Annotated in this window: 22 protein-coding genes; 4 read left to right on the forward strand and 18 right to left on the reverse strand. The window is 59.7% G+C overall.

The genetic code is table 11. The features are described from left to right. Window position 1 precedes the first annotated feature (1 nt). A complete protein-coding gene (locus C4S59_RS15350) occupies window positions 2-607 on the forward strand; it encodes a 2-dehydro-3-deoxy-6-phosphogalactonate aldolase (RefSeq protein WP_103911403.1) in 606 nt (201 codons plus the stop codon). 6 nt (window positions 608-613) lie between these two features. Further along, on the forward strand, window positions 614-2518 hold the full coding sequence (locus C4S59_RS15355; protein ID WP_103911404.1) for a beta-galactosidase: 1905 nt from the start codon (window positions 614-616) through the stop codon (window positions 2516-2518). On the opposite strand, the gene C4S59_RS15360 is transcribed toward C4S59_RS15355, so the two are convergent. Further along, window positions 2515-3630: a THUMP domain-containing class I SAM-dependent RNA methyltransferase gene (locus tag C4S59_RS15360; protein WP_103911500.1), complete on the reverse strand. Its 1116-nt coding sequence runs from the start codon at window positions 3628-3630 to the stop codon at window positions 2515-2517. The genes C4S59_RS15355 and C4S59_RS15360 overlap by 4 nt on opposite strands. 54 nt (window positions 3631-3684) lie before the next feature. Further along, a complete protein-coding gene (glpD, locus tag C4S59_RS15365) occupies window positions 3685-5247 on the reverse strand; it encodes a glycerol-3-phosphate dehydrogenase (protein ID WP_103911405.1) in 1563 nt (520 codons plus the stop codon). A gap of 201 nt (window positions 5248-5448) precedes the next feature. On the opposite strand from glpD, the gene C4S59_RS15370 reads away from it, so the two are divergent. Then, window positions 5449-6642, forward strand: coding sequence for an APC family permease (locus tag C4S59_RS15370; protein WP_103911406.1), 1194 nt, complete (start codon window positions 5449-5451; stop codon window positions 6640-6642). Window positions 6643-6654: 12 nt separating this feature from the next. Here the strand turns inward: C4S59_RS15370 and C4S59_RS19520 are convergent, their stop codons facing one another. Both C4S59_RS19520 and C4S59_RS15375 read right to left on the reverse strand, forming a co-directional pair. After that, window positions 6655-7452 (reverse strand): alpha-crystallin domain-containing protein, encoded by a 798-nt coding sequence (locus tag C4S59_RS19520; protein WP_146064551.1) that lies wholly within the window; start codon window positions 7450-7452, stop codon window positions 6655-6657. Between the two features lie 63 nt (window positions 7453-7515). After that, window positions 7516-9354 carry a feruloyl-CoA synthase gene (locus C4S59_RS15375; RefSeq protein WP_103911407.1) on the reverse strand — a complete coding sequence of 613 codons (1839 nt, stop codon included), beginning with the start codon at window positions 9352-9354 and terminating at the stop codon, window positions 7516-7518. A gap of 117 nt (window positions 9355-9471) precedes the next feature. Between C4S59_RS15375 and C4S59_RS15380 the strand changes: the two genes are divergently transcribed. Continuing rightward, entirely contained in the window at window positions 9472-9948 is a 477-nt protein-coding gene (locus C4S59_RS15380) for a MarR family winged helix-turn-helix transcriptional regulator (RefSeq protein ID WP_103911501.1), read from the forward strand. Window positions 9949-9951: 3 nt separating this feature from the next. Here the strand turns inward: C4S59_RS15380 and C4S59_RS15385 are convergent, their stop codons facing one another. The 14 genes from C4S59_RS15385 to C4S59_RS15450 all read right to left on the reverse strand — a co-directional run bounded on the left by C4S59_RS15385 (window position 9952) and on the right by C4S59_RS15450 (window position 24574). Continuing rightward, window positions 9952-11685 carry a SulP family inorganic anion transporter gene (locus C4S59_RS15385; RefSeq protein WP_103911408.1) on the reverse strand — a complete coding sequence of 578 codons (1734 nt, stop codon included), beginning with the start codon at window positions 11683-11685 and terminating at the stop codon, window positions 9952-9954. Window positions 11686-11823: 138 nt separating this feature from the next. Then, window positions 11824-13503: a bifunctional protein tyrosine phosphatase family protein/NAD(P)/FAD-dependent oxidoreductase gene (locus C4S59_RS15390; RefSeq protein WP_103911409.1), complete on the reverse strand. Its 1680-nt coding sequence runs from the start codon at window positions 13501-13503 to the stop codon at window positions 11824-11826. Window positions 13504-13529: 26 nt separating this feature from the next. Continuing rightward, the gene (locus C4S59_RS15395) at window positions 13530-14417 is read right to left on the reverse strand and encodes an MBL fold metallo-hydrolase (RefSeq protein WP_103911410.1); all 888 of its coding nucleotides are present in this window, start codon (window positions 14415-14417) and stop codon (window positions 13530-13532) included. A 12-nt stretch (window positions 14418-14429) separates the two neighbouring features. Next, window positions 14430-14870, reverse strand: a complete 441-nt coding sequence (locus tag C4S59_RS15400) for a DUF6691 family protein (RefSeq protein WP_103911411.1) — start codon at window positions 14868-14870, stop codon at window positions 14430-14432. Window positions 14871-14873: 3 nt separating this feature from the next. Then, the gene (locus C4S59_RS15405) at window positions 14874-15314 is read right to left on the reverse strand and encodes a YeeE/YedE family protein (RefSeq protein ID WP_103911412.1); all 441 of its coding nucleotides are present in this window, start codon (window positions 15312-15314) and stop codon (window positions 14874-14876) included. Beyond that, complete coding sequence (locus tag C4S59_RS15410; RefSeq protein ID WP_103911413.1) at window positions 15311-15517, reverse strand: YgaP family membrane protein; 207 nt, start codon at window positions 15515-15517, stop codon at window positions 15311-15313. Before C4S59_RS15410 ends, C4S59_RS15405 begins: the two co-directional genes overlap by 4 nt. 72 nt (window positions 15518-15589) lie before the next feature. Beyond that, window positions 15590-16261 (reverse strand): Crp/Fnr family transcriptional regulator, encoded by a 672-nt coding sequence (locus tag C4S59_RS15415; protein WP_103911502.1) that lies wholly within the window; start codon window positions 16259-16261, stop codon window positions 15590-15592. Between the two features lie 112 nt (window positions 16262-16373). Further along, a complete protein-coding gene (locus C4S59_RS15420; protein WP_103911414.1) occupies window positions 16374-17111 on the reverse strand; it encodes a DUF1868 domain-containing protein in 738 nt (245 codons plus the stop codon). An 87-nt stretch (window positions 17112-17198) separates the two neighbouring features. Further along, complete coding sequence (locus C4S59_RS15425; protein ID WP_103911415.1) at window positions 17199-18566, reverse strand: pectinesterase family protein; 1368 nt, start codon at window positions 18564-18566, stop codon at window positions 17199-17201. Between the two features lie 6 nt (window positions 18567-18572). Beyond that, the gene (locus C4S59_RS15430; protein WP_103911416.1) at window positions 18573-19673 is read right to left on the reverse strand and encodes a glycoside hydrolase family 88/105 protein; all 1101 of its coding nucleotides are present in this window, start codon (window positions 19671-19673) and stop codon (window positions 18573-18575) included. Continuing rightward, a complete protein-coding gene (gene pglA, locus C4S59_RS15435) occupies window positions 19667-21178 on the reverse strand; it encodes a polygalacturonase PglA (RefSeq protein WP_103911417.1) in 1512 nt (503 codons plus the stop codon). Before pglA ends, C4S59_RS15430 begins: the two co-directional genes overlap by 7 nt. Window positions 21179-21247: 69 nt before the next feature. Continuing rightward, window positions 21248-22510, reverse strand: a complete 1263-nt coding sequence (locus C4S59_RS15440) for an ABC transporter substrate-binding protein (RefSeq protein WP_103911418.1) — start codon at window positions 22508-22510, stop codon at window positions 21248-21250. A gap of 22 nt (window positions 22511-22532) precedes the next feature. Continuing rightward, window positions 22533-23660 (reverse strand): ABC transporter ATP-binding protein, encoded by a 1128-nt coding sequence (locus C4S59_RS15445; RefSeq protein WP_103911419.1) that lies wholly within the window; start codon window positions 23658-23660, stop codon window positions 22533-22535. After that, the gene (locus tag C4S59_RS15450; RefSeq protein ID WP_234994791.1) at window positions 23660-24574 is read right to left on the reverse strand and encodes a carbohydrate ABC transporter permease; all 915 of its coding nucleotides are present in this window, start codon (window positions 24572-24574) and stop codon (window positions 23660-23662) included. The genes C4S59_RS15445 and C4S59_RS15450 overlap by 1 nt, the downstream gene beginning before the upstream one ends. Window position 24575: the final 1 nt, after the last annotated feature.

The following is a 24575-nucleotide window of genomic DNA, read 5'->3' on the forward strand; positions in this document are numbered from 1 at the left end:
CATGACACGCAACATTATCGCCATCCTGCGCGGCATTACCCCGCCCGAGGCCGTCGACGCCATGAACACCCTGATCGACGCAGGCATCACACTGATCGAGGTGCCGCTGAATTCACCCGACCCGTTCGACAGCATCGCAGCCATGGTGCAGGCCGCTGGCGACCGCGCGGTGATCGGGGCGGGCACGGTGCTGGATACCGATGCGGTCACACAGCTGGGCAATCTTGGCGCGCAGATGATCGTATCGCCCGACTGCAACCCTGACGTCATCGCGGCCACCAAGGCCGCAGGCATGCTGTCCTACCCCGGTGTGATGACCCCGACCGAATGCTTCACCGCGTTGCGCGCCGGTGCCGACGGGCTGAAAATGTTCCCCGGATCGCTTGTGACGCCCGCTGGCCTGAAAGCCATCCGCGCGGTTCTGCCCGAAGGCACGAAATGCTTTGCCGTGGGCGGTGCAGGCCCCGACAATTTCGCCGATTGGAAAGCTGCCGGAGCGGATGGGTTCGGTATTGGAACGGCGCTGTATACTACAGGTATACAAATCTCCGAGATCAAAACACGGGCCGCAAGAATCGTCGCGGCCTACGACGAAATCTACGGATAATTCCCTATGAAACGCACACTTGGCACCTGCTACTACCCCGAGCACTGGCCCGAAGACATATGGGAGAAAGACGCCGCCCGCATGGTCGAGACCGGCCTGACGTGGGTGCGCATCGGCGAATTCGCGTGGGGTAAAATAGAACCGCGCGAGGGCGAGTTTCATTGGGACTGGCTGGATCGCGCGATTGACGTGCTGGGGCGCGCGGGCCTGAAGGTTGTTCTGGGCACCCCCACCGCCACGCCGCCCCGATGGGTCGTCAACAAACACCCCGATATGATCGCTGTGGATGTGGACGGAAAGCCGCGCAAATTCGGATCGCGCCGCCATTATTGCTTTAGCCACGAAGGATTCAGCGCCGAAAGCCGCCGGATCACCGAAAAAGTGGCGCAGCGCTACGGCAAAAACCCCTATGTCGCCGCATGGCAGACCGACAACGAATACGGCTGCCACGATACGGTGATTTCCTACTCCGACGCTGCGCGTCTGGCCTTCCGCGACTGGCTGCGGAATGCGTTTAACGACGATATCGACGCGCTGAACACGGCTTGGGGCAATGTGTTCTGGTCGATGGACTACGCCGATTTCGACGACATCGATCTGCCCAACCTCACGGTGACCGAACCGAACCCCGCCCATGCCTTGGCCTTCCGCCGATTTTCGTCGGATCAGGTGGTGCAGTTCAACCGCGAACAGGTGGATATCATTCGCGCGCATTCCGACGCGCCGATCAGCCACAACTACATGGGCCGCATCACGGACTTTGATCACTACAAAGTCGGGCGCGATCTGGAAATCGCGACATGGGACAGCTATCCCCTTGGTTTCCTTGAAGATCGCGTTGGTGCCGATGCCGAACGACAGCGCAAATATGCGCGCCAGGGCGATCCGGATTTTCAGGCGTTTCACCACGATCTTTATCGTGCCGTGGGCCTTGGCCGCTGGTGGGTGATGGAGCAGCAGCCCGGACCGGTGAACTGGGCACCCTATAACCCCGCGCCCCTGCCCGGTATGGTCCGCCTCTGGACTTGGGAGGCCTTTGCCCACGGGGCCGAGGCGGTCTGTTATTTCCGCTGGCGTCAGGCCCCGTTTGCGCAGGAAGAAATGCACACAGGCATGCTGCGCCCTGACAGCGCGGACGCGCCCGCGATCATCGAGGCGCGGCAAGTGCGCGATGAACTGATCGATGCGCCAATGGTGCAGCCCGCGCAAGCGCCTGTTGCGCTGATCTTTGACTACGACGCCGACTGGGCGTGGACGGTGCAGCCGCATGGCGCGGGCCTGTCCTATTTCGGCCTTGTGTTCGAACACTACCGCGCTCTGCGTCGCGCGGGGCTTAGTGTGGACATTCTGCCGCCTGATACACGTGATTTTTCCGGCTATGCCGCTGTTTTTGCTCCGGGTTTGATGCATATGCCCGATGACCTGAAGGCAGCTTTGAACGCGGCTGATGCGCAGGTCGTCCTTGGCCCCCGCAGCGCGGCGCGGGATGCGCACTTCTCAATCCCCAACCCGTTGCCACCCGCGTTTCCCGATCTGGACGTGACCGTCACGCTGGTCGAAAGCCTGCGTCCCGACAGCCCCATGACACTGTCAGGCGGCGGTGCGTTCGCGGGGTACCGAGAGGAGCTGAGCGGCGAAGCGGAAACGGTTATGACCCTAACGGATGGCCGCGCGGCGGTGAAACGCGCGGGCCATGTGAGTTATGTGGGCGGCTGGGGCGATGATGCGGCGCTGGAGCGGATCGTTGCGATGATCTGTCAGGCGGCTGGCGTGCCTGTGATGGACCTGCCCGACGGGCTGCGCACACGGGCGACGGCGACCGAACGGTTCTGGTTCAACCACACGGATTCCGAGATCACGTTTGGCGGCAGAACCATCCCCGCTGCAGGCGTGTTGCGCGAAGCCAGTTAAAGCGTATCTGTCTGATATAGCTTTACTTTCAGCCCGCCGTGCGGCACCGGCGGGCTGGTTTTGGCAAAGGTCAAACCGGTCGCCTTGGCCAATTGCGGCTCGCTGGTGATGATGCCAACGCGCCAGCCAGCAAAGCGCTCTTTCAGCACCTCGCCCATCTGCGCATGGACGGCGAACAGCGGGCCTTTGTTGCTGATCCGCGCGCCGTAGGGCGGGTTGATGATGACGATGCCCGGTTCACAGTCGGGGCGCTGCAAATCGGCGATCGCGACGTTGGTGAATTCGGTGAACCCATCCACGCCCGCGCGTTCGGCGTTGGCGGTGGACATGCGCACAGCGCCTGCGTCGCGGTCCGATCCGAAAAACTGCTTTAGCGGGGTGCCGGAGGTTTGCGATGCCTTCATCTGCGCCCAAGCTGCAGCGTCAAAAGAGGCAAGGTTTTCAAAGGCAAAACTGCGGGTACGACCGGGGGCAAGGCCGGCGGCCATCTCAGCGGCTTCGATCACAAAGGTGCCTGATCCGCACATCGGGTCGAGCACAGGCTGCGTGCCATCAAAGCCCATCTGACGCAGGAACAGAGCGGCCAATGTTTCGCGCATGGGGGCCTTATTGACCGCCTCTTTATGCCCGCGTTTGTGCAGCGACGTGCCTGACGTATCGAGCGAGAACATCACAAAGTTATCGTCGATCCGCGCCATCAGCCGCAGTTCGGCGTCGTCCGCGATGGTGATGCCGTGGCTGTCTTTCAACGCAGTTTCGATCCGCTGGGTGGCGGCACCAGCATGGTAAATCTTGGATTTGCGATTGGTTGTGGTTTCGACCTTCACCGGCACGTCCGTGCGCAGGAAATCGCCCCATTCGAACTTGCGCGCGCGTTTGTCCAGCTGCGCCAGATGAAAGGCGCGGAACCCGCCGATGCGGACCAGAACGCGCGTTGCGCCGCGAAGCACCAGATTGGCGCGCCAGACCTCGGGCCAGCCGCCTTGGGTCGTGACACCACCGGGCACGGTCTGGGGCGTGGCAAAACCTGCTGCGCGGACCTCTTCGGCCAACACAGGTTCCAGCCCCGGCGGGGCGGTCAGGAAAATCTCGAATGTCTGATCATCGCTCATATCCTGCGTCATAGCGGGGATTTTTGGCCTTAGCGATGACCAAATGCGTATAGGTCAGGCCTTAGCCATACGAATTTGCATGAAATCCTGAAGCGCGGTCTTCTGTTCTTCATCCATGCGAAGGCCCAGTTTGCTGCGCCGCCAGATCACATCTTCGGCGGTTCGGGCGTATTCATGGTCCATCAGCCACGCGACCTCGCGTTCGGTCAGGGTCGCGCCGAAATCCTGACCCAGATCATCAGCGGTTTCGGCCCCAGCGAGCAGATCCCATGCCTCGGACCCATAGGCGCGAACCAGTCGTTTTGCCCACCTTTCTGTCAAAAAGCCAAACTGTTTGTGCAGATTGCCAACCAGTTCGTCGAAATCGCCGACCTCAAAGTCGCCGCCGGGCAATGCCTTGCCGGCGGTCCACGGGCCGCTGAGGCCCGGGAAGAACGGTGCGATTTCGTCCAGCGCGCTTTCGGCCAGTTTGCGATATGTGGTGATTTTTCCGCCGAAAATGTTCAGAACCGGCGCGCCGCCACGGTCTTCGACCTTCAGAACATAGTCACGCGTTGCAGCCGTGGCCGAGGATGCGCCGTCGTCATAAAGCGGACGCACGCCCGAATAGGACCAGACGATATCGTCGACCGTGATGTCCCGTTCGAAATACTTGTTCACGAACTCCAGCATATAGTCGCGCTCGGCCTCGGTGCATTCGGGGCGCGTGTCTGGGTCAGTGTGATCCTGATCGGTGGTGCCAATCAGGGTGTAGTCGGTCTCATACGGGATCGCGAACATGATGCGGCCGTCTTCGCCCTGAAGGAAGTAGGCTTTGTCATGGTCGAACAGGCGGCGCGTGACGATGTGCGACCCGCGCACCAGTCGCACGCCATCGCGGGAATTGGAGCGGATTGTACCGCTGATGATGTCGCCCACCCACGGGCCACCGGCATTGACCAGCATCTTGGCCGTGACGGTGCGTGTTTGATCGCCCTCTTCCAGCGTGATCCGCCAGACACCGCCTTCGCGTTCAGCGCTGAGAACCTTGGTGCGGGTCATGATATCGGCGCCAAGGCGTTCAGCGTCGCGGGCGTTCAGCACGACAAGGCGCGAATCCTCGATCCAGCAGTCGGAATATTCGAACGCCTTTTCGAATTTGGATTTCAGCGGACGGCCTTCGGGCACCTCGGTCAGGTCCAGTGTCTTGGTGCCGGGCAGGATTTTGCGACCACCCAGATTGTCGTACATGAACAGGCCCAGACGGATCAGCCAGGCAGGACGACGGCCCTTCATCCACGGCATGACAGTGTTCAGAATGCGCGACGTCGGGGTCGACCCCTCGAACCGCATATCTTCATGATACGGCAGCACAAATCGCATTGGCCACGAGATATGCGGCATCGCCCGCAGCAGGGTTTCCCGTTCGATCAGCGCCTCGCGGACAAGGCGGACCTCGAAGTATTCAAGATAGCGCAGACCGCCGTGGAACAGCTTGGTCGAGGCCGAGGACGTGGCCGACGCAAGATCGTTCATTTCGGCCACGCCAACAGATAGCCCGCGGCCCGCCGCATCACGCGCGATGCCGCAGCCGTTGATACCGCCACCGATGATGAAAAGGTCGTACTGCGTGTCCATGGGCCCTAGCCTACGTGATTTTGTTCGATTCACAGGCAGATATATAGCGTACCTCGCGCCAAAAGAAAGACATTTACTTTCGTTTATGTTCGCTTTGCCGTAGAAGTCGCACATTCACAACCATACGCGCACCCTCGCGCAAATTGACGCTTTGCGCATTTCTCCGTTTCCAGTGGCGTATACGGGGCGTATTCAAACCCTATGCTGAACGCTTTGATCCTATTGGTCGTTGTGGCCACCGGTGCGCTGCTGATGTGGCCGAAGCTCGCCAATGCCACGCTGTGGCGGGCTGCGATCACGCCGCTGGCGTCGATCATCGGCAGCGGCTTTCTGGTGTTGGGGCCGATCCTGAACGCGTCTTTCGGGGCTTATGCGCCGCTGGTCATGGCGATCTTGTGCGGCGCAGCCTATCTGTTCGGCGCGGCGATCCGGTTCAACATCTGGCGGCTGAACAACAAGGGCGAAAACCGCAGCCCTTCGGAACGAGGGCTAGAGCTCGCCTCGGCATGGTCGCTGGCTTTTGCCTATATCATCTCGGTCGCCTACTACCTGAACCTGCTGGGCGCCTTTGCCGTCAGCCTGACCGAGGTCGAAGGACACATCCCCGCGAAACTGGTCACCACCGCGACCTTTGCGATCATTCTGATCGTCGGCTGGACGCGCGGCTTTGGTGCGCTGGAGCGGCTCGAGGAAGTGTCTGTTGGCATCAAACTGGCCATCATCGCGGGCCTTTTGTTCGGACTGGCGGTGTTTTTCGGCAAAACCGCCAGCGCGGGCGATCTGGTGTTCAGCGCAGCCACAGTCAGCGGCTGGCAGGCTGTGGCGCTGGTGGGCGGGTTGCTGGTGACGGTGCAAGGGTTCGAAACCTCAAGATATCTCGGCGCAGAATACAGTGCCCCGACGCGTATCAAATCGATGAAACTGGCGCAGGGCGTGTCGACCGCAATCTATCTGGTCTACATCCTGCTGCTGAGCTTTGCCTTCGCCCCCGATGCGCTGGACCTGAGCGAAACCGCGATCATCGGATTGATGGAGGTCGTCGCCCCCATCCTGCCGATCCTGCTGATTGTCGCGGCGCTGAGCGCGCAATTCAGCGCCGCGGTGGCCGATACCGGCGGCGCGGGTGGATTGGTGTCGGAACTGACCGGCGGACGTCTGGCCCCACGGGCGGGCTATGTGCTTTTGGCGGTTGTGGGCGTTGCGCTGACGTGGACCGCCAGCGTGTTCGAGATCATCAGCTATGCGTCCCGCGCCTTTGCGCTTTACTACGCTATCCAGACCCTGATCGCAGCAAAAGGGGCCGCCCTGAAGGGGCAGCCCGTGAAAGCCGTTGGCTTTGTTGCTTTGGCCGGTGTCGCGGTTGCGATCGTGCTGTTCGGCGCGTCGGTCGAGTAGATTTAGGCAAGTCTATTCTGAAAGATAGTTCTTCAACTTCCCTCTTTTGTCTCCGGAGCTAACAGTTCTGAACAAGTTCTTCACAAATGAGGATCGTTGAATAGAGCTTTCAGCAACATGCAAGCGAACCGAACAGGATGCATCGTCAATCGGAGGTAGATAGTGATTATGCAATCCACGGAAAACATCGAACTCGAAGTTTAAACACCTAATGCCATGCGACCAGAAATACCCCTCCGAATGCTTCTGCCTTTCTCTTGATGGATACGAAAACCACTCAGGAACGTCATTTTCGGAATATAGCATAATTCTGACCAGAGTTCGCTGAGGGAAAGAACCTACACCCAATAGAAACAGCCTTACCTCTTCAGAAAACTCTCTACCCAATGCACCGTGATAATCTTTCAATTCGCGATGCCGAGAAAGATTGCACCTCCAAAAGATACTTAAAATAAATCCCGCGATTTTCCTTAATTCTACCTCAGAAAAATGACTACTTAAGTTATTGGATAAATAGTCACTCTCTTCAGATACGGACCGTGCTAGCCGGTCAGGTTCTTTATCCACAAGACGGAAATAGAAATCCTCAAAAGATTGAATCCTCGCTTCCCATTCCTCACACAAAAGCCTTTGCTTCAACTGCTTAGAGCTTAAATACAGTGAATTATTTTCAGGGTCACTATGAACAAGCTCATTGACGCGGTCGGCGGATTGCTTTTGCACCCTCGCATACAAACCTCGCGGAATAATATGGCTATTCATCAATGGGCGGTTTTCGCCACATAATTTGCAATTATCGCGTAAACTCACAATCAAATCCAATCGTGCAGAAATAGAATTTCTGCACGATCTTATCTGACATCAACCATATTCCTAGATAGCCGGTTTGCGGCTGTGCATGACCTCGGGCGCGTCGGTGAACAGCGAGTCCGCCAGATCCGCGCGCAGGCGCAGAACCGCGCGCTGGTTGACCGATCCTTTGTCCGTGACCTCGCCCTTATCAAGGCTGAGCGGCTCTTCCAGAAAACGCACGTGCGGCACACGCAGCGACGAACCGCCAGCGGTTTTATTGTAAGTGCCCAGAAGCGTTTCGACACGGTCACGCAGCGCCGGATGGGCCAGCAATTCTGCGTCAGACAGCGATGCGCCGTTCGGAACGACCTTTTCGATCGCGGGACGGAATGGCACCAGCAGCGCGCCCAGTTCCTCGTGGCCTTCACCGGCGATCACAACGTCTGCCGCCAGACCTTCGAGCGCGTTGTTCAGTTTACCGCGCAGGGCACCGACAGCGACCCACGTGCCTGTGGCCATCTTGAAGTTTTCAGCCACACGCCCGTCAAAGAAGAAGCCCTTGGACGGATCGGTTTCATCGGCAAACCGCAGCGCGTCGCCCAAGCAGTAGAAACCTTCGTCATCGAATGCCTCGGCCGTCAGTTTGTCGTTCCGCCAGTAACCCGGCGTGACAGACGGGCCTTTCAGGCGGGCCTCATACTTGCCTTCGTTCGGGACCAGTTTCAGCGTCAGACCCTTGGACGGCACACCGACGTTGCCCGGCGTTTCCTGATACTCGATCTGTTGCAGGGCAAATGGCGTGGTTTCTGTCGCGCCCAGACCGGTGCTGAGCGTTACGCGCTTGCCTGTGACCTCTTCCGAAATACGACCCAGATCTTCCCATGTGTGCTGGGCCATAGCGGCACCCGCGTACATCATCAGCTTGGCGTTGCGGAAGAAGCACTCCGCCAGCGACTTGTCCTCTTTCATCGCGGTGATCAGCATTTCGTAGCCGACGGGCACGTTGAAGTACCAGTTGGGCGACACATCGCGCAGGTTGCGGATGGTTTCGCCGATCAGCTTGGGCGTCGGTTTGCCCTGATCGATGTGATAGGTGCCGCCGTTGTAGATCGTCAGGTTGAACACCTTTGTGCCGGACGCGACGTGGTTCCACGGCGCCCAGTCCAGCAGGACGGGCGGCTCATCACGGAAAAAGGCAAAGCAATCGGCAACCATCGCCATATTCGCGCACATCATGCGCTGGGTCAGGATCACCGCCTTGGGCGATCCGGTGGTGCCGGATGTGAACATGAACTTGGCCACGGTATCGGGGCCGGTTGCGGCGTTGGCCGCATCGACGGACGGGGTGATGGGAGTTGTCACCAGATCGTCCCACGATACGGCCAGGCCTGTCCCTTCGACCGCAAGACGCGGCAGGTCGGGGAAAACTTCTTCGATTGCGGGCAGGAACGGATCAAGCGTGTCGGCAAAAACAGCGCCCGGTGTGATCTGGTCGCGGATGCCTTTGAGTTTCGCGTAATCGCCAGACACCAGCGCATAGGCCGGCGCCAAAGCCGCCGACGGAATACCCACATACTGCGCACCCAAGGCCATCAGACCGTGAGCGATGGAGTTGCCCGACAGGATGACCAGTGGGCGGTCGGTAGAGAGATCAAGATCAAGCAAACGCTGACCAATGGCACGGATTTGCGCGAACATTTCGCCGTAGGTGACTTTGCGCCACGCATCGTCGGGGCCGCGTTCGGCCATCCATACACGATCAGGCGCGACCGACGCCCAATGCGCGATCTTGTCCGAAAGACGGTCGGGATAAGCGGGCAGCGGGTCTTTCTGCCAGACATAGATTGTCCCGTCGTCGCGCGTTTCGCTTAGGATTTCGGGCTGCCAGAAAAGCGTGTCACGCGAAGTTGCGTCCTGCACCAGATGTCTCCTCCGTAATCTGATCCAATTTAGTTTCCATGGAAACTTTATCCGTGGGTACTATTTATGCTAGGGGTAATCAAGTCTGAACAAAGCACACCGAAGGTTCGCGCGAAAATGCCTGCGAAAACAGCAAAAAAGCCGCCCCTGCCCGCCGACGACGAAACTGTCGAGATCGCGGAACTGGGCGAATCCCTTGGGTTTCTTTTGCGGATCGCGCAGCTTCGCGCCTTTGAGGCGTTCTTTGACGAACTGTCGGCTTTGGGCCTGCGGCCGGGGGAATTCACCGCGCTTTGGCTGGTCTTGCGCAATCCGGGCATGAAGCAGGGCGCGATCGCGCGCAGCCTGTGTATCAAGCCCGCGCATATGACAAAACTGGTGGATCGTTTGGTGACGGCTGGCCTGATCGAACGGGTCGCATCCCCCGAAGACCGCCGCGCGGTGCATCTGTCGCTGACGCCCGAGGGCGAAACGTTCGCCGCTGCGCGCAAGGATGATTTTCTGGCACTGCATCAGGCAGAACGCGGAAATCTGAGTGAGGCCGAATTCAGCGACCTCACCCGTTTGCTTAAGAAGTATTCCGGTCTGGACTGACCCTTAGGACACGGCCTTGATCGGCGTAGCGTCGTGCAGGTCGCGCCAAGCATCATACTGGGCCAGATAAACCTTGCCGGTCAGCTCTTCTAGGAAATGCGCCCGTTGCAGACGGTCCATGACTGGGCCTTTGACCTCGGACAGGTGCAGCTTGATGCCCTGTTCATCCAGACGTTTGTTCAGTGCCTCAAGGGTTTCCAGCGCGGACAGGTCAACCTGGTTCACAGCCGAGAACATCAAGATGACGTGCTTCAGCGCGCAGTCTTTGGTCAGGCGATCAAGGATCTGATCCTCAAGGAAGCGCGCGTTGGCGAACCACAGGGCCTCATCGACACGCAGGGTCAGGATTTCCGGATCGGTTTCCACTTTGTGGCGTTTGATATTGCGGAAATGCTGGGTGCCCGGCACCAGACCGACTTCGGCAACATGGGGGCGCGATGTGCGGAACAGGTGCATCGCGATCGAGATGATCACACCGGCGCTGACGCCCGCCTCGACACCGAAACCAAGGGTCAGAAGGATGGTCGCCAGAACAGCGGCAAAATCGGCGCGGTTGTACGTCCATGCGTGTTTCAGGATCGACAGATCGACCAGACCCAGAACCGCCACGATGATCGTCGCAGCCAGCGTCGCCGTCGGCAGGAAGTAGATCAGCGGGGTCAGCGCAAGGGCGGCAATCGCCAGACCGATGGCCGTGAAGGCACCAGCAGCGGGCGTTTCCGCGCCTGCGTCATAGTTTACGACCGAACGCGCAAAGCCACCTGTCACCGGATAACCGCCGGTAAAGGCCGCACCGATGTTCGCCGCACCCAGACCGATCAGTTCCTGATCCGGATTGATGCGCTGGCGTTTTTTCGCGGCCAGTGTCTGCGCGACCGAGATCGATTCAACAAAGCCGATGATGGTGATCAGCGCGGCAGGCAGCAGTAGTTGCTGCAACAGATCGGGCGACAACGCAGGCATGGTCAGCGGCGGCAGGCTTTGCGGGACAGAGCCCACGATCTTCACGCCGCTTTCATCCAGACGGAACAGCGCCACAGCCATAGTTGTGACAGCAACAGCAGCCACAGGGCCGGCCTTGGTCAGAACGCCCGCGACACTGTTGGACAGGCCAAGCTTGATCAGCGCGTCTTTCATGCCAAGACGCACCCAGAACAGGAAGGCAATCGCGATGATGCCTATCACAAGAGTGATCACATTGGTGTCGCCCAAATGCGTCCACAGCGAATGCACGATTTCCGGCAGGGTATGGCCCGACGCGGACACACCGAAGATGTGTTTTAGCTGGCTGACCGCGATCAGGATACCGGATGCGGTGATAAAGCCCGCAATCACAGGGTGGCTGAGGAAGTTCGCCACAAAGCCCAGACGGAAAATACCCATCGCCAGCAGCATCAGACCGGACAAAAGCGCAAGGCTCAGGGCGGCGGCGGCATAACCGATGGTGCCCTGTTCAGCGATCTGACCTACAGCCGCGGCGGTCATGAGCGACACAACGGCCACCGGCCCCACGGCCAGCGCGCGTGATGTACCAAAGACCGCATAAAGCAGGATTGGCACGATCGAGGCGTACAGACCCGCCTCGGGCGGCAGACCTGCCAGCATCGCATAGGCCAGCGATTGCGGAATCAGCATGATCGTCACGATCACCGCGGCGATCATATCATTCGAGAACGCAGTTTTATCGTAGCTGCGGCCCCAGTCGAGGATCGGGAGATATCTGCGGAAGTCAGGCATGGGCAGTCAATTCAAGAAAAGGGGGCAGCTTGAACATCCAAGCCACAAGCTGCCCAAGGTTTTGGCCAGACAGAGAGGAGTCGGCCATTTCGGGGAACGGGGGCGGGCGCCGCCCCTGTTCGTTGCATTCGGGGCCGATTACTCGGCGGCGATGGTCAGCTTTTCAGGCTTGGCCATCCATTCTTTGCCGCGCAGCATCGCTTTCCAGTAGATCGGCGGCAGCATCTTTTCTTTCAGGAACCACGCCGCGCGTGTCGGCTTGGTGCCGTCGATCAGGAACGCCGGGAAGCTGGGCTTCAGCACGCCGCCGTAACCGAACTCGGCCAGAACGATCTTGCCGCGCTCAACCGTCAGCGGGCAGGATCCGTAGCCGTCATAGGCGGCAACCGGTGACCGGCCATCGATGTCAGCCGCGATATTGTCCGCAACCGTCGGCGCCTGTTTGCGGGCGGCCGCTGCGGTTTTCGCGTTCGGCGCGTTCATCACGTCACCAAGGCTCCAGATATTGTCGAAGCTTTTGTGGCGCAGCGTCGCCTGATCCACATCGACCCAACCAGCCGCATCCGCCAGGGGCGACACACGGATGAAATCAGGGGCCGTTTGCGGCGGGGTGACGTGCATCATGTCAAAGTCGACAGTGACCTCGGTCGCTTCGGTATCGGGCTTGGCCACTTTGAAGGTCGCCTTTTTCGCAGCCCCGTCCACAGACACAAGGTTGTGGAAGAAGTTCAGCGTCACGCCGTATTTGTCGATGTACTGTTCCAGCGCGGGGACATAATCCTTGACCCCGAACAGCACACCACCCGCGTTCATGAACTGGATGTCCATGTTCTTCAGAACGCCACGACGGTTCCATGCGTCACCGGACAGGTACATCGCCTTTTGCGGCGCACCGGCACATTTGATCGGCATCGGCGGCTGGGTGAACAGCGCACGACCGCCCTTCATTTCCTGAACCAGCTGCCATGTGTAAGGCGCCAGATCATAGCGGTAGTTCGATGTCACACCGTTGCGGCCCAGCGTTTCTTCCAGACCTTCCACCGCTTCCCAATCCAGCTTGAGCCCCGGAGAAACGACCAGACGATCATATTTCACCACGCGGCAGCCATCGAGGATCACGGCGTTATTGGCAGGTTCGAACGCGGCCACGGCGGCCTTGATCCACTTGACCCCGCGCGGGATGAGCGAACCCATGGTTTTCGCGGTTTCGCTGGCTTCAAAGATGCCACCGCCCACCATGGTCCAGCCCGGCTGGTAATAGTGGATATCCGCCGGATCGATGATCGCGATCGAGATATCGGGTTTGCGGGCGTGCAGGCTGGCTGCGACAGAAATACCGCCCGCGCCGCCACCTACAACAACCACATCGTACTTTGCGTCGCCTGTTTCGGTGGGGGTTTTGCCACCATTGGCGATGCGTCGGGCCACGCCGTTCATGTCGTAGCCCGCCGCTTTGGTTGCAGCCAGGATTTCCGGCATGGGGCGGTTCTTGGATTCGTGGAAGGACCACAAAGTCGCGGAACGTGTCCCCGTCCGGCAGTAAGCCAGCGTCGGGCCCGGCAGCGTATCAAGCGCCGCGCCGAACGCATCGACATCCTGATCCGACACCATCCCCGCCTTGATCGGCACATAGCGCACCTCAAGACCGGCTGCCTCGGCAGCCTTCTGGACTTCATCAAAGCTGGGCTGGTCGGCACCTTCGCCGTCCGGTCGGTTACAGATAATCGACCGGAACCCTGCTTCTTTGATGGCGGCCATGTCGTTTGGCGTGATCTGAGGCGAAACGCTCAGTTGGGATGAAATCTTTCTCAGGTCCATGTCTGGCTCCTTTTCCTGTGTGCCGATTAGCCCAGTCCGTTGACCGGAACCTTGAGCATCGGCTTGCCGTCTTTATCCGTCGGCACTTCACCGGCACGCATGTTCACTTGCAGCGACGGGATGATCAGTTTGGGCACGGCCAACTGGGCATCGCGCTCGGTGCGGAACTTGACGAATTCTTCTTTCGTCTTGCCCTGACCGACGTGAATGTTGTGCTCTTTTTCCTCGGCAACCGTGGTTTCCCACTGGATGTCACGGCCGTTCGGTCCGTAGTCGTGGCACATGAACAGACGGGTTTCGTCCGGCAGTGCCAGCACCTTCTGGATCGAGTCGTACAGCTCGCCTGCATCACCACCCGGGAAGTCGGCACGGGCCGAACCGCCATCAGGCATGAACAGTGTGTCACCGACGAATGCCGCGTCACCGATCACATGCACCATGCACGCAGGCGTGTGGCCCGGTGTGTGCATTGTGAAGGCAGGCATGCCACCGATGGTGAACTCGTCACCGTCTTGGAACAGCTTGTCGAACTGCGACCCGTCACGCTGGAATTCGGTGCCTTCGTTGAAGACTTTGCCGAAGGTGTCCTGCACAACGGTGATCTTGTCGCCGATGCCGATCTTGCCACCCAGTTCCTGCTGGATGTACGGCGCGGCAGACAGGTGGTCGGCGTGCACGTGTGTTTCCAAGAGCCACTCGACGGTCAGGTTGTTGTCCTTCACGTACTGGATGACCTCATCCGCGCTTTCATAGCTGATGCGGCCAGCGGCATAGTCGATGTCCATGACGGAATCGACGATGGCACATGCGTTCGAGTTCGGGTCTTTCACCACGTAGGTGATTGTGTTTGTGGCCTCGTCAAAGAAGGCTTTGACTTCGGGCTTAACAGACATGTTTACAGGATAATTGGTCATAGGTCTGATCCTTTAAGTCGTAGATTTGGTAAGTGCGTTCACGCCAATGCGGCGCAATCCGCGTGCTGTCAGAAGGCCGGCGATCAGGGATGCGACGAAGATCGCAACTTCGATCATGCCAGTGCCAAGGGCCGGCAGAGCACCACCCGGGCAGAAGCCCGCGATACCCCAGCCGATGCCGAAGACCGCCGAACCGCCAATCAGCGGCAGGTCAAGATCGCGGCGTGTGGGCACTTCGAAGCGGGGCGCCATCAGCGGGGCCGACCGGCGGAAGGCCAGACGGTAGCCGATAAACGTCACAATCAAAGCACCACCCATCACGAACATCAGGGACGGATCCCACGATCCGGCAAGGTCAAAGAAGTTCAGGACCTTGGCAGGGTTGGCCATGCCCGAAATCGAAATGCCGACGCCGAAAACAAGACCGATCAGGTAGTAGACGATAAGTTTCATGGCTTAGGCTCCGATCACGTGGCGGACGATGTAGACGGTGACAATTGTCGCCGCCATGAAGGTCAGGGTCGCGATGATGGACCGCGGCGACAGCCGCGCCATGCCACAAACACCGTGGCCCGATGTGCAGCCCGACGAAAAGTTCACGCCGACTCCCACAAGGAACCCGCCTACGATGATCATCGGCAGCGAGATCGGGATTTCCACGGCAGGCATGGAACCGGTCATGAGCTGCACCGCCAGCGGACCGGAAACCATTCCGGCCAGCAGCGCCCAGCGCCATGCTCGGTCACCCGCACCTGATGGCAAAATCGCACCTGACAAGATGCCCGTGGCGCCAAAGATACGGCCTCCGAAGGTCATCAGCAGAACGGCAGCAACGCCGATCAGCGCACCGCCAAAGGCCGAAGCCAGGGGTGTGAATTCAGTTACGATTGGTGTCATGCGCGGCACGTCCTTATTCCGAAAATTGAGTAGAGCGGGCAGTTGCCCAGTGCTGATGTCAGCAAGAAGACCGCAGCCACGACCAGCCCCAGCCAGTGCCACAGACCTGCGGCAGGCAGGATACCGGTGAAGGCCGAAACGATCAGAGCGATCGCGACCACAATTCGGATGGTCCGATCCAGTTTTCCCATGTTCTTTGTCATCTCGGTTTCTCCAGAAGGAATCACTTGATGACGCTGTTTTCTCACATGGTGGTCAAATCTACGGTGACTTCGTCACATAGAGGAAGAAGAGCGTGCCAAACGCTCTAATCCTTCGCGTCCGATAATACGGACAGTACCGCGGGATTGTTCAATCCAGCCACGGCGTTGGAACTCTGAAAGGGTGCGAGAAATCACTTCGCGGGCGGTGCCAAGTTCGTTGCCGAGCACCTGATGCGTTGCCTTGACCGTATCGCCGTCACCCGCCAATTCAAGCAACCGCGCGGCCAAACGCACGTCCATGCGTTGGAAAACGATGTCATCAATCAAAGTAAACAAATCAGTCATCCGCCGCGAATAGGCGGCGAAAATCACATCGCGGAAGGGCTTGGACAGCCCTGCCAGTTCGTCAAACGTGGCACGCGGAATTGCCACGGCCAGAACGTCGGTTTCTGCGATACCCTCGGCGGAATAGTCGTCAAAGGTGATCATGAAGGCTGTGGTCAGAACACAGCTTTCACCGCCATTCACACGATAAAGGAACACCTCGCGCCCCGTGTCCGAGGTCTGCTGGACCCGCACGGTGCCTTCCAGAAGCATCAAAAGGTTATCTGCGGATTGGCCGGGGCCGAACACTTGTGTGCCCTCAGGGACCGAGATCACCTTGCTGCCTTTTTCCAGAATAGCACGATGTTCGGGCGGCAGTTGCTGCAGCCCGGGAAACCGGTCAACCCACGATCCTTCCATCAGATGATCATGTACGGTGTCGTGCATGGCAAAATGGTGTCCCTTCGTATTCGCTTAGGCTAATCCAAAAGGCCGCGTTCTACCAGCACCTGCAACACCTGCTATGGCGTGTTTATGCAGATCGCCCCGTCAGATGCATCAGCGGTTCAAAATGATGCATTGTGTCAAAGGTGCAGAATTCGATCGCCCCGAGGTCGATAGGCCCGATGTCTTCGGCCACATCCGCCGTCAGTTCGGCGCTGAAATCCGCCATTTCCTGCGCCAGCGTGTCCGACACCCAATCAAGCGGATAGGCCATGGTGATGTGGAACACATAGTAATCGAATTTCGCGGGACTGATCCCTGTCGCATCGCGCAATATCCGGCGGGCATGGCGCAGATCGGCCTCGGCCGCCTCATCCGCGCCGACCGTTGTCAGGGAATGTAGGGCAAACAATTCGGTCGTGGTGACGCGGAAGGACGACGGCAATACCAGATCGCGGGTGCGGGCCATCAGTTCGGCGCTGACCCTGTCGCGCGGTGTGTTCGGCGCAAGTCCATCGGGCATGCTGGCGGGCAGATCGGGGGACAGGCCCTGAAACACCGTCATGTGAAAGCTGGTGGGCGTGAGAAACGCAAAGAAGCGCTGGAATTCGCTGCATTTGACCTGTTCCTGAAGATCCCGCATCGCCTCCCACTGGGGGGATTTACGGTTGATGTGGCAGATGAACGTATTCCCCGGCCAGATCAGCGCCTGCCCGTCCGGTGTGAATTTACCGCCGCCCCCCGGCATCGAAATACCGCCTGGACGATCAGTACCGCTATGGCGACCGGTCATGAATTCTACGGGATCAGGGCGAAGTGGGATCATGGGGCACCGTGGCTGGCTGGGATTTCCCTGTTGCTATCCACGGAACACGACAGCCGCGTGACTGTCTACTGAAACCTGTTATCTGGCTCAGATTTCAAACCTGCATCGCCACAGGCCCATCCACGGCCCTTTGTGGTGCGCGGAATCATAGCAAAGGCCTTGTGCTGCCAGCCACGGGCCCAGTTCGGCCTGCAAATCCTGAAGACCTGTTTGCACAGGTCTGTAGCGGGGATGCCACGGGGCCGGATGGTGCTGTCCCTCACGGTCCCAATGCCCGCCACACCATGGTCCCCATGGGGATACAGAGTTGTATTCTGAGGATATACGACAGTTGAGCAGCACACATTTGCCAACCGCCTCTAACGTCTGGCGGCTGATGGTGTTGCCATCTTCAGACAGGATCGACACAGGGCCCAGATCGACGCGGTAGTCGGGATCAGGCGGGATGCCATAGGGGGTCGCGCGCACGGCTTCGAACCACTGTCGGCCCAACAAGACCTGCCCGCCCGCGACATCGCCCGCACCGTCATGGGTGAAGTGACATTCGTTAAAGACAAAACCGTAGGGCACGTGCATCCGCGTGCTGGGGGCAGTGGCCCAGCTTTGGGCCTTGCGACTGCCCAAGGACCGGATGGTGCAGCCTTGGAAATGGGCGGTGCCCTGCCCGAAAATGAAATCCACATCGCCTTCGATCAGGCAGTTTTCAAAGGCGCTGCGGGTGATGCGGCCTTCGCGGGATTGCAGATACAGCGTGTCCTGAAAGCTGTGCAGCGCCACGTCGCGCACAGCCAGCCCGTCGCCCAAACTTAGCAAAGCCACTGCCTGATGCTGCCCGCTAAGATACTGCCCTTGGGCGTTTTTCTCATCGCTTTCGGCGGCGGCATCGCGGTCGCAGTTGTAAGTGTTGCGGATGCTGAGGCCCTGAAGGCAGGTGCCCACCGCTTCGTTCCGCAGGACCGAGGCATTGGCTGTGCTCAGCTTGCCCCGATCTGCGATTTGTTCGTACAGAACCTGCACCGGAAGGGGGGAGACCGCGAATTGCGCCGCGAAACGTGCGCGGTATTCCGACCCCGGCGATTCCGCATCGATGGCGGCGGTCAGAACCGTCCTGCCCTGCCCCGCGCCGGTGATCCGGAAACGCAATGCGTCATCCCCGATCTGCACGTTGGGCAGATAGACCAAACCGTCAAACTGGCCCTCGGCCAGCCGCAACTCGGCCAGCCCGCCATGCCCATCGGCCACAGCAGCCATGATCGCGGCATCAACGGCGGATTGGACGGTCTTGTGGTCCGATCCTGTCACGCCGACCGTCATCACCCAATCGGGCGACGCGCCCCATGCAGGGGACCACGGCAGGTCGTCAGGCGCGAGCGTCGCGCCCGCACGGGACAACACCCTGTCGCGCGTGAACAGCGCGGCCTGTTCTTCGGTCAGTTCGGGGTTAACCGGTTTCATAAAGGCTTAGGCGCTGACCTTTGACGGCATGCGCTGACCTTCCAGTTCCAACGACACCGCATAAGCCATCATCATCGGCCCGACGCCTTTGACATCATCCGACACAACCTTTTCCGACACGTAGTATTCGGCACTGCCATCGCGGAAGCGGCTTTCGTAATAGCCAAGGCCCGCGACCTCGCACATCCCGGCCATCTCGGGGCCGTTTGCGCCCTGCTTCATGACGCCAGCGGTCAGCTTATCCATCAGGTCAGACGGCGCATCGCACAGGCCCAGCGTGCTGCCTTTTTGCAAGGCATAGACAAACATCGCCGAGGCCGAGCTTTCGCCGTAGTTGCCCGCAAGATCGGGCTGATCCATGACCTGAAGCCAAAGCCCCGACGGCTGGCGCAGGTCCAGCGTGCGTTTCAAAAGGCCGCGTGTGCGGGCCTCAAGCGGTTCAAACCGCGCGGCACCGACCAGTTCGCGGATATCGACCAGCGCCATCGCCAGCCAACCCACCGCACGCGACCAGTGGGCCGGATTGTGGCCTGTCTGCGCATCGGCCCACGGTTGAAGGCGGGCTTCGTCAACGGCGTGGGCGTAAAGACCGGTGTCGGCGTTGTAGGTCATGTCCAAGGCGGTCGACACCTGCTGCAACGCGTCCGCAACCAAAGCGTCATCGCCTGTTTCCTGACCATAGCCGATCTGGAACGGTGCCCACATGTACAGGCCGTCCAACCAGACCTGCCAAGGGTATTTCAGCTTGTGCCAATAGACGCCGGATTTGGTGCGGGGGTGGTTTTTCAACTGAGTCAGCAGATGCCCCGCCGCCGACAGCCACCGTGCATCGCCCGCTTTTTCGTGCAAATACAACAGCGACCGGCCGGACAGCACATGGTCGACGTTAAACTCAGCCGGATCATAGCCGAAAAGTGTTGCGCCTTCGGGGCCATCCTGCACCTGTTCGTTGATCAGACGCATCAGATGCGCTTCCCAGCGCGGATCGCCTGTTGCCTCAGACAGGAACTGCAGACCGCGATAAAGCAGACCATCCTCATAGCACCACGTTCCGCGTTTGTAGGCGTGGTAATCGCGGGCGAAGGCATCAAAGAAATCGATCAACATAGGATGGGGTCCTTCAAAGGTTCGGCGCACAGGGGTTCGCCCGTGACCTGAGTATTTTCGGCAATCATGGGGATGTGGCGGACGGGCGTTTGGCCCTCGGCCATCAGGGGTTCGGCGGGTTCGGCATCGGGGTCGAACGTGACCGAGAAATATTCCAGCCGCACATTGGTGATCGGGCTTTCGGGCAGGCCCAGCATCGCGGCACCCGCCAACTTTGCCATCTTGGCCGTCACGTTGCGGACAAGGATATTGTCGATCGCAGGCGTTTTTTCAGTGATGGCGGCGGGTTTGCGGGATTGCACCCAATCATCGCTGCCATCGGGGTCGCAGAAGTAATAGGCGTTGGCGACAACGGGTGTGTCCACATGGGTCATGTCCACGCGCTCCATCACCACATTGGCGACGCGCCCGCCACGTCCACGGCGGGTTTTGATGCGCAGGCCGCGGTCGGTCCGGTCGAACGTGCAGTCGGTGATGGTGACATCGGTGATGTCGCCGGACATTTCCGAGCCGAGGACGACGGCCCCATGGCCGCGTTCCATCAAGCAATGGGTGACGGTCAGGCCCGTGGTCGGCGCCAGGTGATCAGCCTCGCCCTGATCCCCGCGCTTGCCGGCCTTTACCGCGATACAGTCGTCGCCCACGCTGAAATGCAGACCCGTCAGGGTCACGTCACAGCAGCTTTCGGGGTTCAGGCCATCGGTGTTCGGGCTGTCGGCAGGGTTCTGGATATGCAGGGCCGAGGCCGTAAGCCGGTCGCAGCGGAAGGGGTGAACCGTCCAACTGGGCGAATTGCGGATGGTCAAGCCCGAGATCTGGACATCGTCCGACCACGCCAGAAACAGCGTGCGCGGGCGGCGGGCATCGCGGCGGGTGGATTTGGGCCACGACCACCAATCGCCCCTGTCGCCACCACCATCAATCACGCCCCTGCCCGTCAGGATCAGGCCGTGGCAGTCGATGGCTGTAACCGGCGCCGCAAAGGCGGCTTCTGGCAGACCTTCCCAACTGGACAGAGGGCGGCCTGTGTCATCGCGCGCAGGCAGGATCGGCCAGTCGGACCAATCACCATGGGCGTTCAGCTCGGCCCCTTCGGGCAGATAGAACGTCATCCGCGGTTTCAGAAAAATCGGTCCGATGGTGTAGCGACCCGGCGCAATGCGCAGGGTGCCGCCCTCGGGCGTAGCATCAATCGCGCGCTGGATCGCGGCGGAGTTGTCGGCGGCGCGGGGATCGGCCCCGAAGTTGCGCGCATCCACCAGACCGGCACATTTCAGCGTGCGGAAACGCAGACGCCCCAACGGCGTGGTCAGGCAGTATTCGGTATCCGGCGTCAGGTTTTCGAAAAACAGCGGAGCCACAGTGGCCTTGCCCGACGCGCAGGGTTTGTCACCACAGCTGAGTTGCCAGCTGATCGGAACCGGCACGGCATAGCGTGCGCCGCCCGGGGCCAGCAAAAGACTTGCTGTCCGCGAAGACAGCTGGAGAACGCGAAGATCGCTCATAGACAAACCATTGTTCGAAAAGGCGGGGCGTCTGCGGGTTAGAGGACAGCAGACGCCCCGTCAGGAGGATTACGAGTCGATGTCAGCCAAGGCTTCTTCGATGCCGTAAATCATCTCGTCCGCTGCCGTTTCGGCATCCACTTCGCCGTAGGCAAACAGCTCGAGATTGTCTTGCATCGCCGAACGGACGTCGGGATGCTCCATGAACGGGTGGATCGCCGGACCGGCCGCTGCCAGAACCTTGGCCTGCGCTTCGATCTGAACCGGCTTGATGGCGTCATTGGCCAGAAGCTGTTCACGCGCGGCGGTCGAGGACGGCACACCACGGGCGGTGCCCATGGCCGCAATGCCTTCGGGTTCGTTCAGCAGGCAGTTCAAGACCTGAGCGGCGGCTTCCTTGTTCTCGGAATTGGCCGAGATCGAGAAGACCATGGATGCCTTACGGTAGATGCCCGGTGTCTGCTGGCCATCCTGGCTAAGCAGATCGACGTAGGCCAGTTCCTGACCATCTTCCAGCGGATCGTTGATTTTGAAGTAGGTGGAATCCCACTGGTAGGTGCCCGCGATCTTGCCCTTGGCCCATGCCGGATCTTCGTGCAGCGCCTTGACGCCCGATGCCTGCGCGGCCTTCCAGTTGTTGATCACGTGGTTGTCGACCAGCGTCTGGTAGAAGTTGATCGCGTCGATCAGTTCTTCTTTGGACCACAGGATTTTGTTCGTCTCGGGGTCGATCAGTGGCTTGCCGGTTTTCTGCGTGCCGTAAAGCGTGACGATCAGCGTCGCGTCCAGCTTGGTTGCTTCGAACGGGAAGTAATCGTCGCCCAGCTTTTCCTTGAACACAGGGCCAGCCGCGATCAGTTCGTCCCATGTGGTGGGAAGCGGAACGCCCGCTTTGTCGAAGGTGGTTTTGTTGAACACGAACAGACGGCCTGTTGTGGACACCGGCAGGCCGTTCAGCTTGCCCTTCATGGTGCCTGCAGCCAGCTGATCAGCAGACCACTGGCCCAGATCGATTGTGCCGGACAGTTCGTTCAGATCGGCAAAGCCTGTGCCACGGGCGGAAAAGATCGGCAGCCACGGCCAGTTGATCTGCATAATGTCGGCCTCGGTCCGGCCTGCGATCTGGGTCGCGACCTTTTCAAAGTGGCCGGACCAGCCGGTGAATTCAGGCTTAACGTTGTGGCCGTACTTTTCGCCACAGACCTTGATGCCTTCTTGCGTGGCCGCGTGACGGCTGTCGCCGCCCCACCAGCTCATGCGCAGGTCGGCAGCAGAGGCCGTGCCCGCAAGCGCAGTTGTGGCAAGGGCAAGTCCCAATACAGTCAGTTTCATCGTCAGTTTCCTCCCTGGACGATTATGAATTCTGGTCAGCCAGCGACACGTTTTCGCCGGTCTCCGGATCAAAAAGATGCAGACGTGCCGCGATGGGTCTTAGGCCCACTTTGTCGCCACGTTGCAGGGTGGTGTCGAAACGTTCGGTCGGCACGACGGCGACAAAGGTCGCGTCACCGACACGGGCATGAACGTTGACCTCGTGCCCCATAAACTCGAGGTTCGAGATCGTTCCGCTGAACGCCTCTGCGGCACCGTCTTCGAGCACCTCAAGGTGCTGCGGACGGATGCCCAAGGTGACAGGCCCATCCGCGGTTTGCAGACGTGCTGTCAGGTCTGGTCCTGCCATGATGGTTTGTCCGGCAAGGGTCAGACGGGCTGCGCCGTTGCTGCTAAGAACAGCAGGCACAAGGTTCATTTCCGGCATGCCGATGAAGCCCGCCACAAAGGCGTTTGCAGGGCGTTCATAGAGCGTCGCAGGATCGGCCACCTGCATGATGTGGCCGTCTTTCATCACGCAAATCCGGTCGCCCATGGTCATCGCTTCGACCTGATCGTGGGTCACGTAGACCACGGTCGCGGGGCGGCCTTCGGATCGCAGGCGTTTGTGCAGATCAGTGATCCGCACCCGCATCGAGGCGCGCAGTTTGGCGTCAAGGTTGGACAGCGGTTCGTCGAACAGGAACACGTCCGGTTCCTTGATCAACGCACGCCCCAGCGCCACACGCTGGGCCTGACCGCCGGACAGTTGTTTCGGCAGACGATCCAGCAGTTCCTCGATCTCAAGGATGTTGGACACAACCTGTGTTGACTGTTCGATCTGGTCTTTGGGCTGGCGTTTCAGGCGCAGGCCAAAGGACAGGTTCCGGCGCACTTTCATATGCGGATAAAGCGCGTAGTTCTGGAACACCATCGCGATGCCGCGCTTGCCCGGAACCAGATCGTTGACCACCTGATCGCCGATGCGGATTTCACCGCCTGTGACCGTTTCCAGCCCTGCAATCATCCGCAGTGTTGTGGACTTGGCGCAGCCGGACGGGCCGACCAGCACCATGAATTCGCCTTCCTTGACCTCAAGGTTGATGCCGTGAACGGCCTTGAACCCGTTGCCATAGGTTTTTTCCAGCGATTTGAGTTGAAGCTCGGCCATTAGCCTTTGACCCCCCCGGTAGAGATGCCTTCGATGAAGTATTTCTGAGCCATGAAGAACACGACCAGCGACGGTGTCAGCGCGAGCACGGACATGGCGAGGATCTGGTTCCAGGCGAAGGCTTCGGTTGTGTCGATCGACAGTTTAAGTGCGAGGCTGACAGGGTATTTTTCAACCGAGCTGATATAGATCAGCGGCCCCAGAAAATCGTTCATGGTCCACATGAACTGGAACAGGCACACCGAAATCAGCGCAGGCATCAGCATCGGAACAACGATAAAGATCAGCGTCTGAAGGGTGGTTGCCCCGTCCACACGTGCGGCCTCTTCCATGTCGCGCGGGATGGCGCGCAGGAACTGGATCACCATGAAGACAAAGAACGCATCCCCCGCCATCGCAGACGGCACCCACAGCGGCAGGAAGCTGTCCAGCCAGCCGATGTCACGAAACAGCAGGTACTGCGGAATACGTGTGACAACGTTGGGCAACAGAAGCGTTGCGATCACCGTGGCGAACAGGATGTTCTTGCCCGGGAAGTCAAAGCGGGCAAAGCCGTAGGCCACAAGCGTACAGGAAATCGCTGTGCCGATGGTTTTCGGAATGATGATCCAGAGCGAGTTCAGAAAGAAATGCCCGAAGGTGTAGGGCGTCGAGGTTTTCCAACCGTCGATATAGCCCTGAACCGTGGGTTCGCTGGGCCAGAAGCCGGGCGACGAGAACATTTCAGAGTTCGTCTTGAACGACGCCCCCACCAGCCAGATCAGCGGATAAACCATGATCAGGCCGATGACCGCCAGCACTGTGTATCGCAGCGCCGAATTGATGCGAGCCTTGCGGCGCAGTTTCAGTTCCAACTGGGTCGGCGCATCGCCGGTGTTGTGGGCGGGGTTGGGCAATTCGGAATAGGACACCATT

It is taken from the genome of Thalassococcus halodurans (genome assembly GCF_900108225.1).
GTDB lineage: Bacteria > Pseudomonadota > Alphaproteobacteria > Rhodobacterales > Rhodobacteraceae > Thalassococcus > Thalassococcus halodurans.

Coding starts and splice junctions, on each gene's coding strand:
- C4S59_RS15350 (WP_103911403.1), top strand. CDS start 2: ATGACACGCAACATTATCGCCATCCTGCGCGGCATTACCCCGCCCGAG.
- C4S59_RS15355 (WP_103911404.1), top strand. CDS start 614: ATGAAACGCACACTTGGCACCTGCTACTACCCCGAGCACTGGCCCGAA.
- C4S59_RS15360 (WP_103911500.1), bottom strand. CDS start 3,630: ATGAGCGATGATCAGACATTCGAGATTTTCCTGACCGCCCCGCCGGGG.
- glpD (WP_103911405.1), bottom strand. CDS start 5,247: ATGGACACGCAGTACGACCTTTTCATCATCGGTGGCGGTATCAACGGC.
- C4S59_RS15370 (WP_103911406.1), top strand. CDS start 5,449: ATGCTGAACGCTTTGATCCTATTGGTCGTTGTGGCCACCGGTGCGCTG.
- C4S59_RS15380 (WP_103911501.1), top strand. CDS start 9,472: ATGCCTGCGAAAACAGCAAAAAAGCCGCCCCTGCCCGCCGACGACGAA.
- C4S59_RS15385 (WP_103911408.1), bottom strand. CDS start 11,685: ATGCCTGACTTCCGCAGATATCTCCCGATCCTCGACTGGGGCCGCAGC.
- C4S59_RS15390 (WP_103911409.1), bottom strand. CDS start 13,503: ATGGACCTGAGAAAGATTTCATCCCAACTGAGCGTTTCGCCTCAGATC.
- C4S59_RS15395 (WP_103911410.1), bottom strand. CDS start 14,417: ATGACCAATTATCCTGTAAACATGTCTGTTAAGCCCGAAGTCAAAGCC.
- C4S59_RS15400 (WP_103911411.1), bottom strand. CDS start 14,870: ATGAAACTTATCGTCTACTACCTGATCGGTCTTGTTTTCGGCGTCGGC.
- C4S59_RS15405 (WP_103911412.1), bottom strand. CDS start 15,314: ATGACACCAATCGTAACTGAATTCACACCCCTGGCTTCGGCCTTTGGC.
- C4S59_RS15410 (WP_103911413.1), bottom strand. CDS start 15,517: ATGACAAAGAACATGGGAAAACTGGATCGGACCATCCGAATTGTGGTC.
- C4S59_RS15415 (WP_103911502.1), bottom strand. CDS start 16,261: ATGGAAGGATCGTGGGTTGACCGGTTTCCCGGGCTGCAGCAACTGCCG.
- C4S59_RS15420 (WP_103911414.1), bottom strand. CDS start 17,111: ATGATCCCACTTCGCCCTGATCCCGTAGAATTCATGACCGGTCGCCAT.
- C4S59_RS15425 (WP_103911415.1), bottom strand. CDS start 18,566: ATGAAACCGGTTAACCCCGAACTGACCGAAGAACAGGCCGCGCTGTTC.
- C4S59_RS15430 (WP_103911416.1), bottom strand. CDS start 19,673: ATGTTGATCGATTTCTTTGATGCCTTCGCCCGCGATTACCACGCCTAC.
- pglA (WP_103911417.1), bottom strand. CDS start 21,178: ATGAGCGATCTTCGCGTTCTCCAGCTGTCTTCGCGGACAGCAAGTCTT.
- C4S59_RS15440 (WP_103911418.1), bottom strand. CDS start 22,510: ATGAAACTGACTGTATTGGGACTTGCCCTTGCCACAACTGCGCTTGCG.
- C4S59_RS15445 (WP_103911419.1), bottom strand. CDS start 23,660: ATGGCCGAGCTTCAACTCAAATCGCTGGAAAAAACCTATGGCAACGGG.
- C4S59_RS15450 (WP_234994791.1), bottom strand. CDS start 24,574: ATGGTGTCCTATTCCGAATTGCCCAACCCCGCCCACAACACCGGCGAT.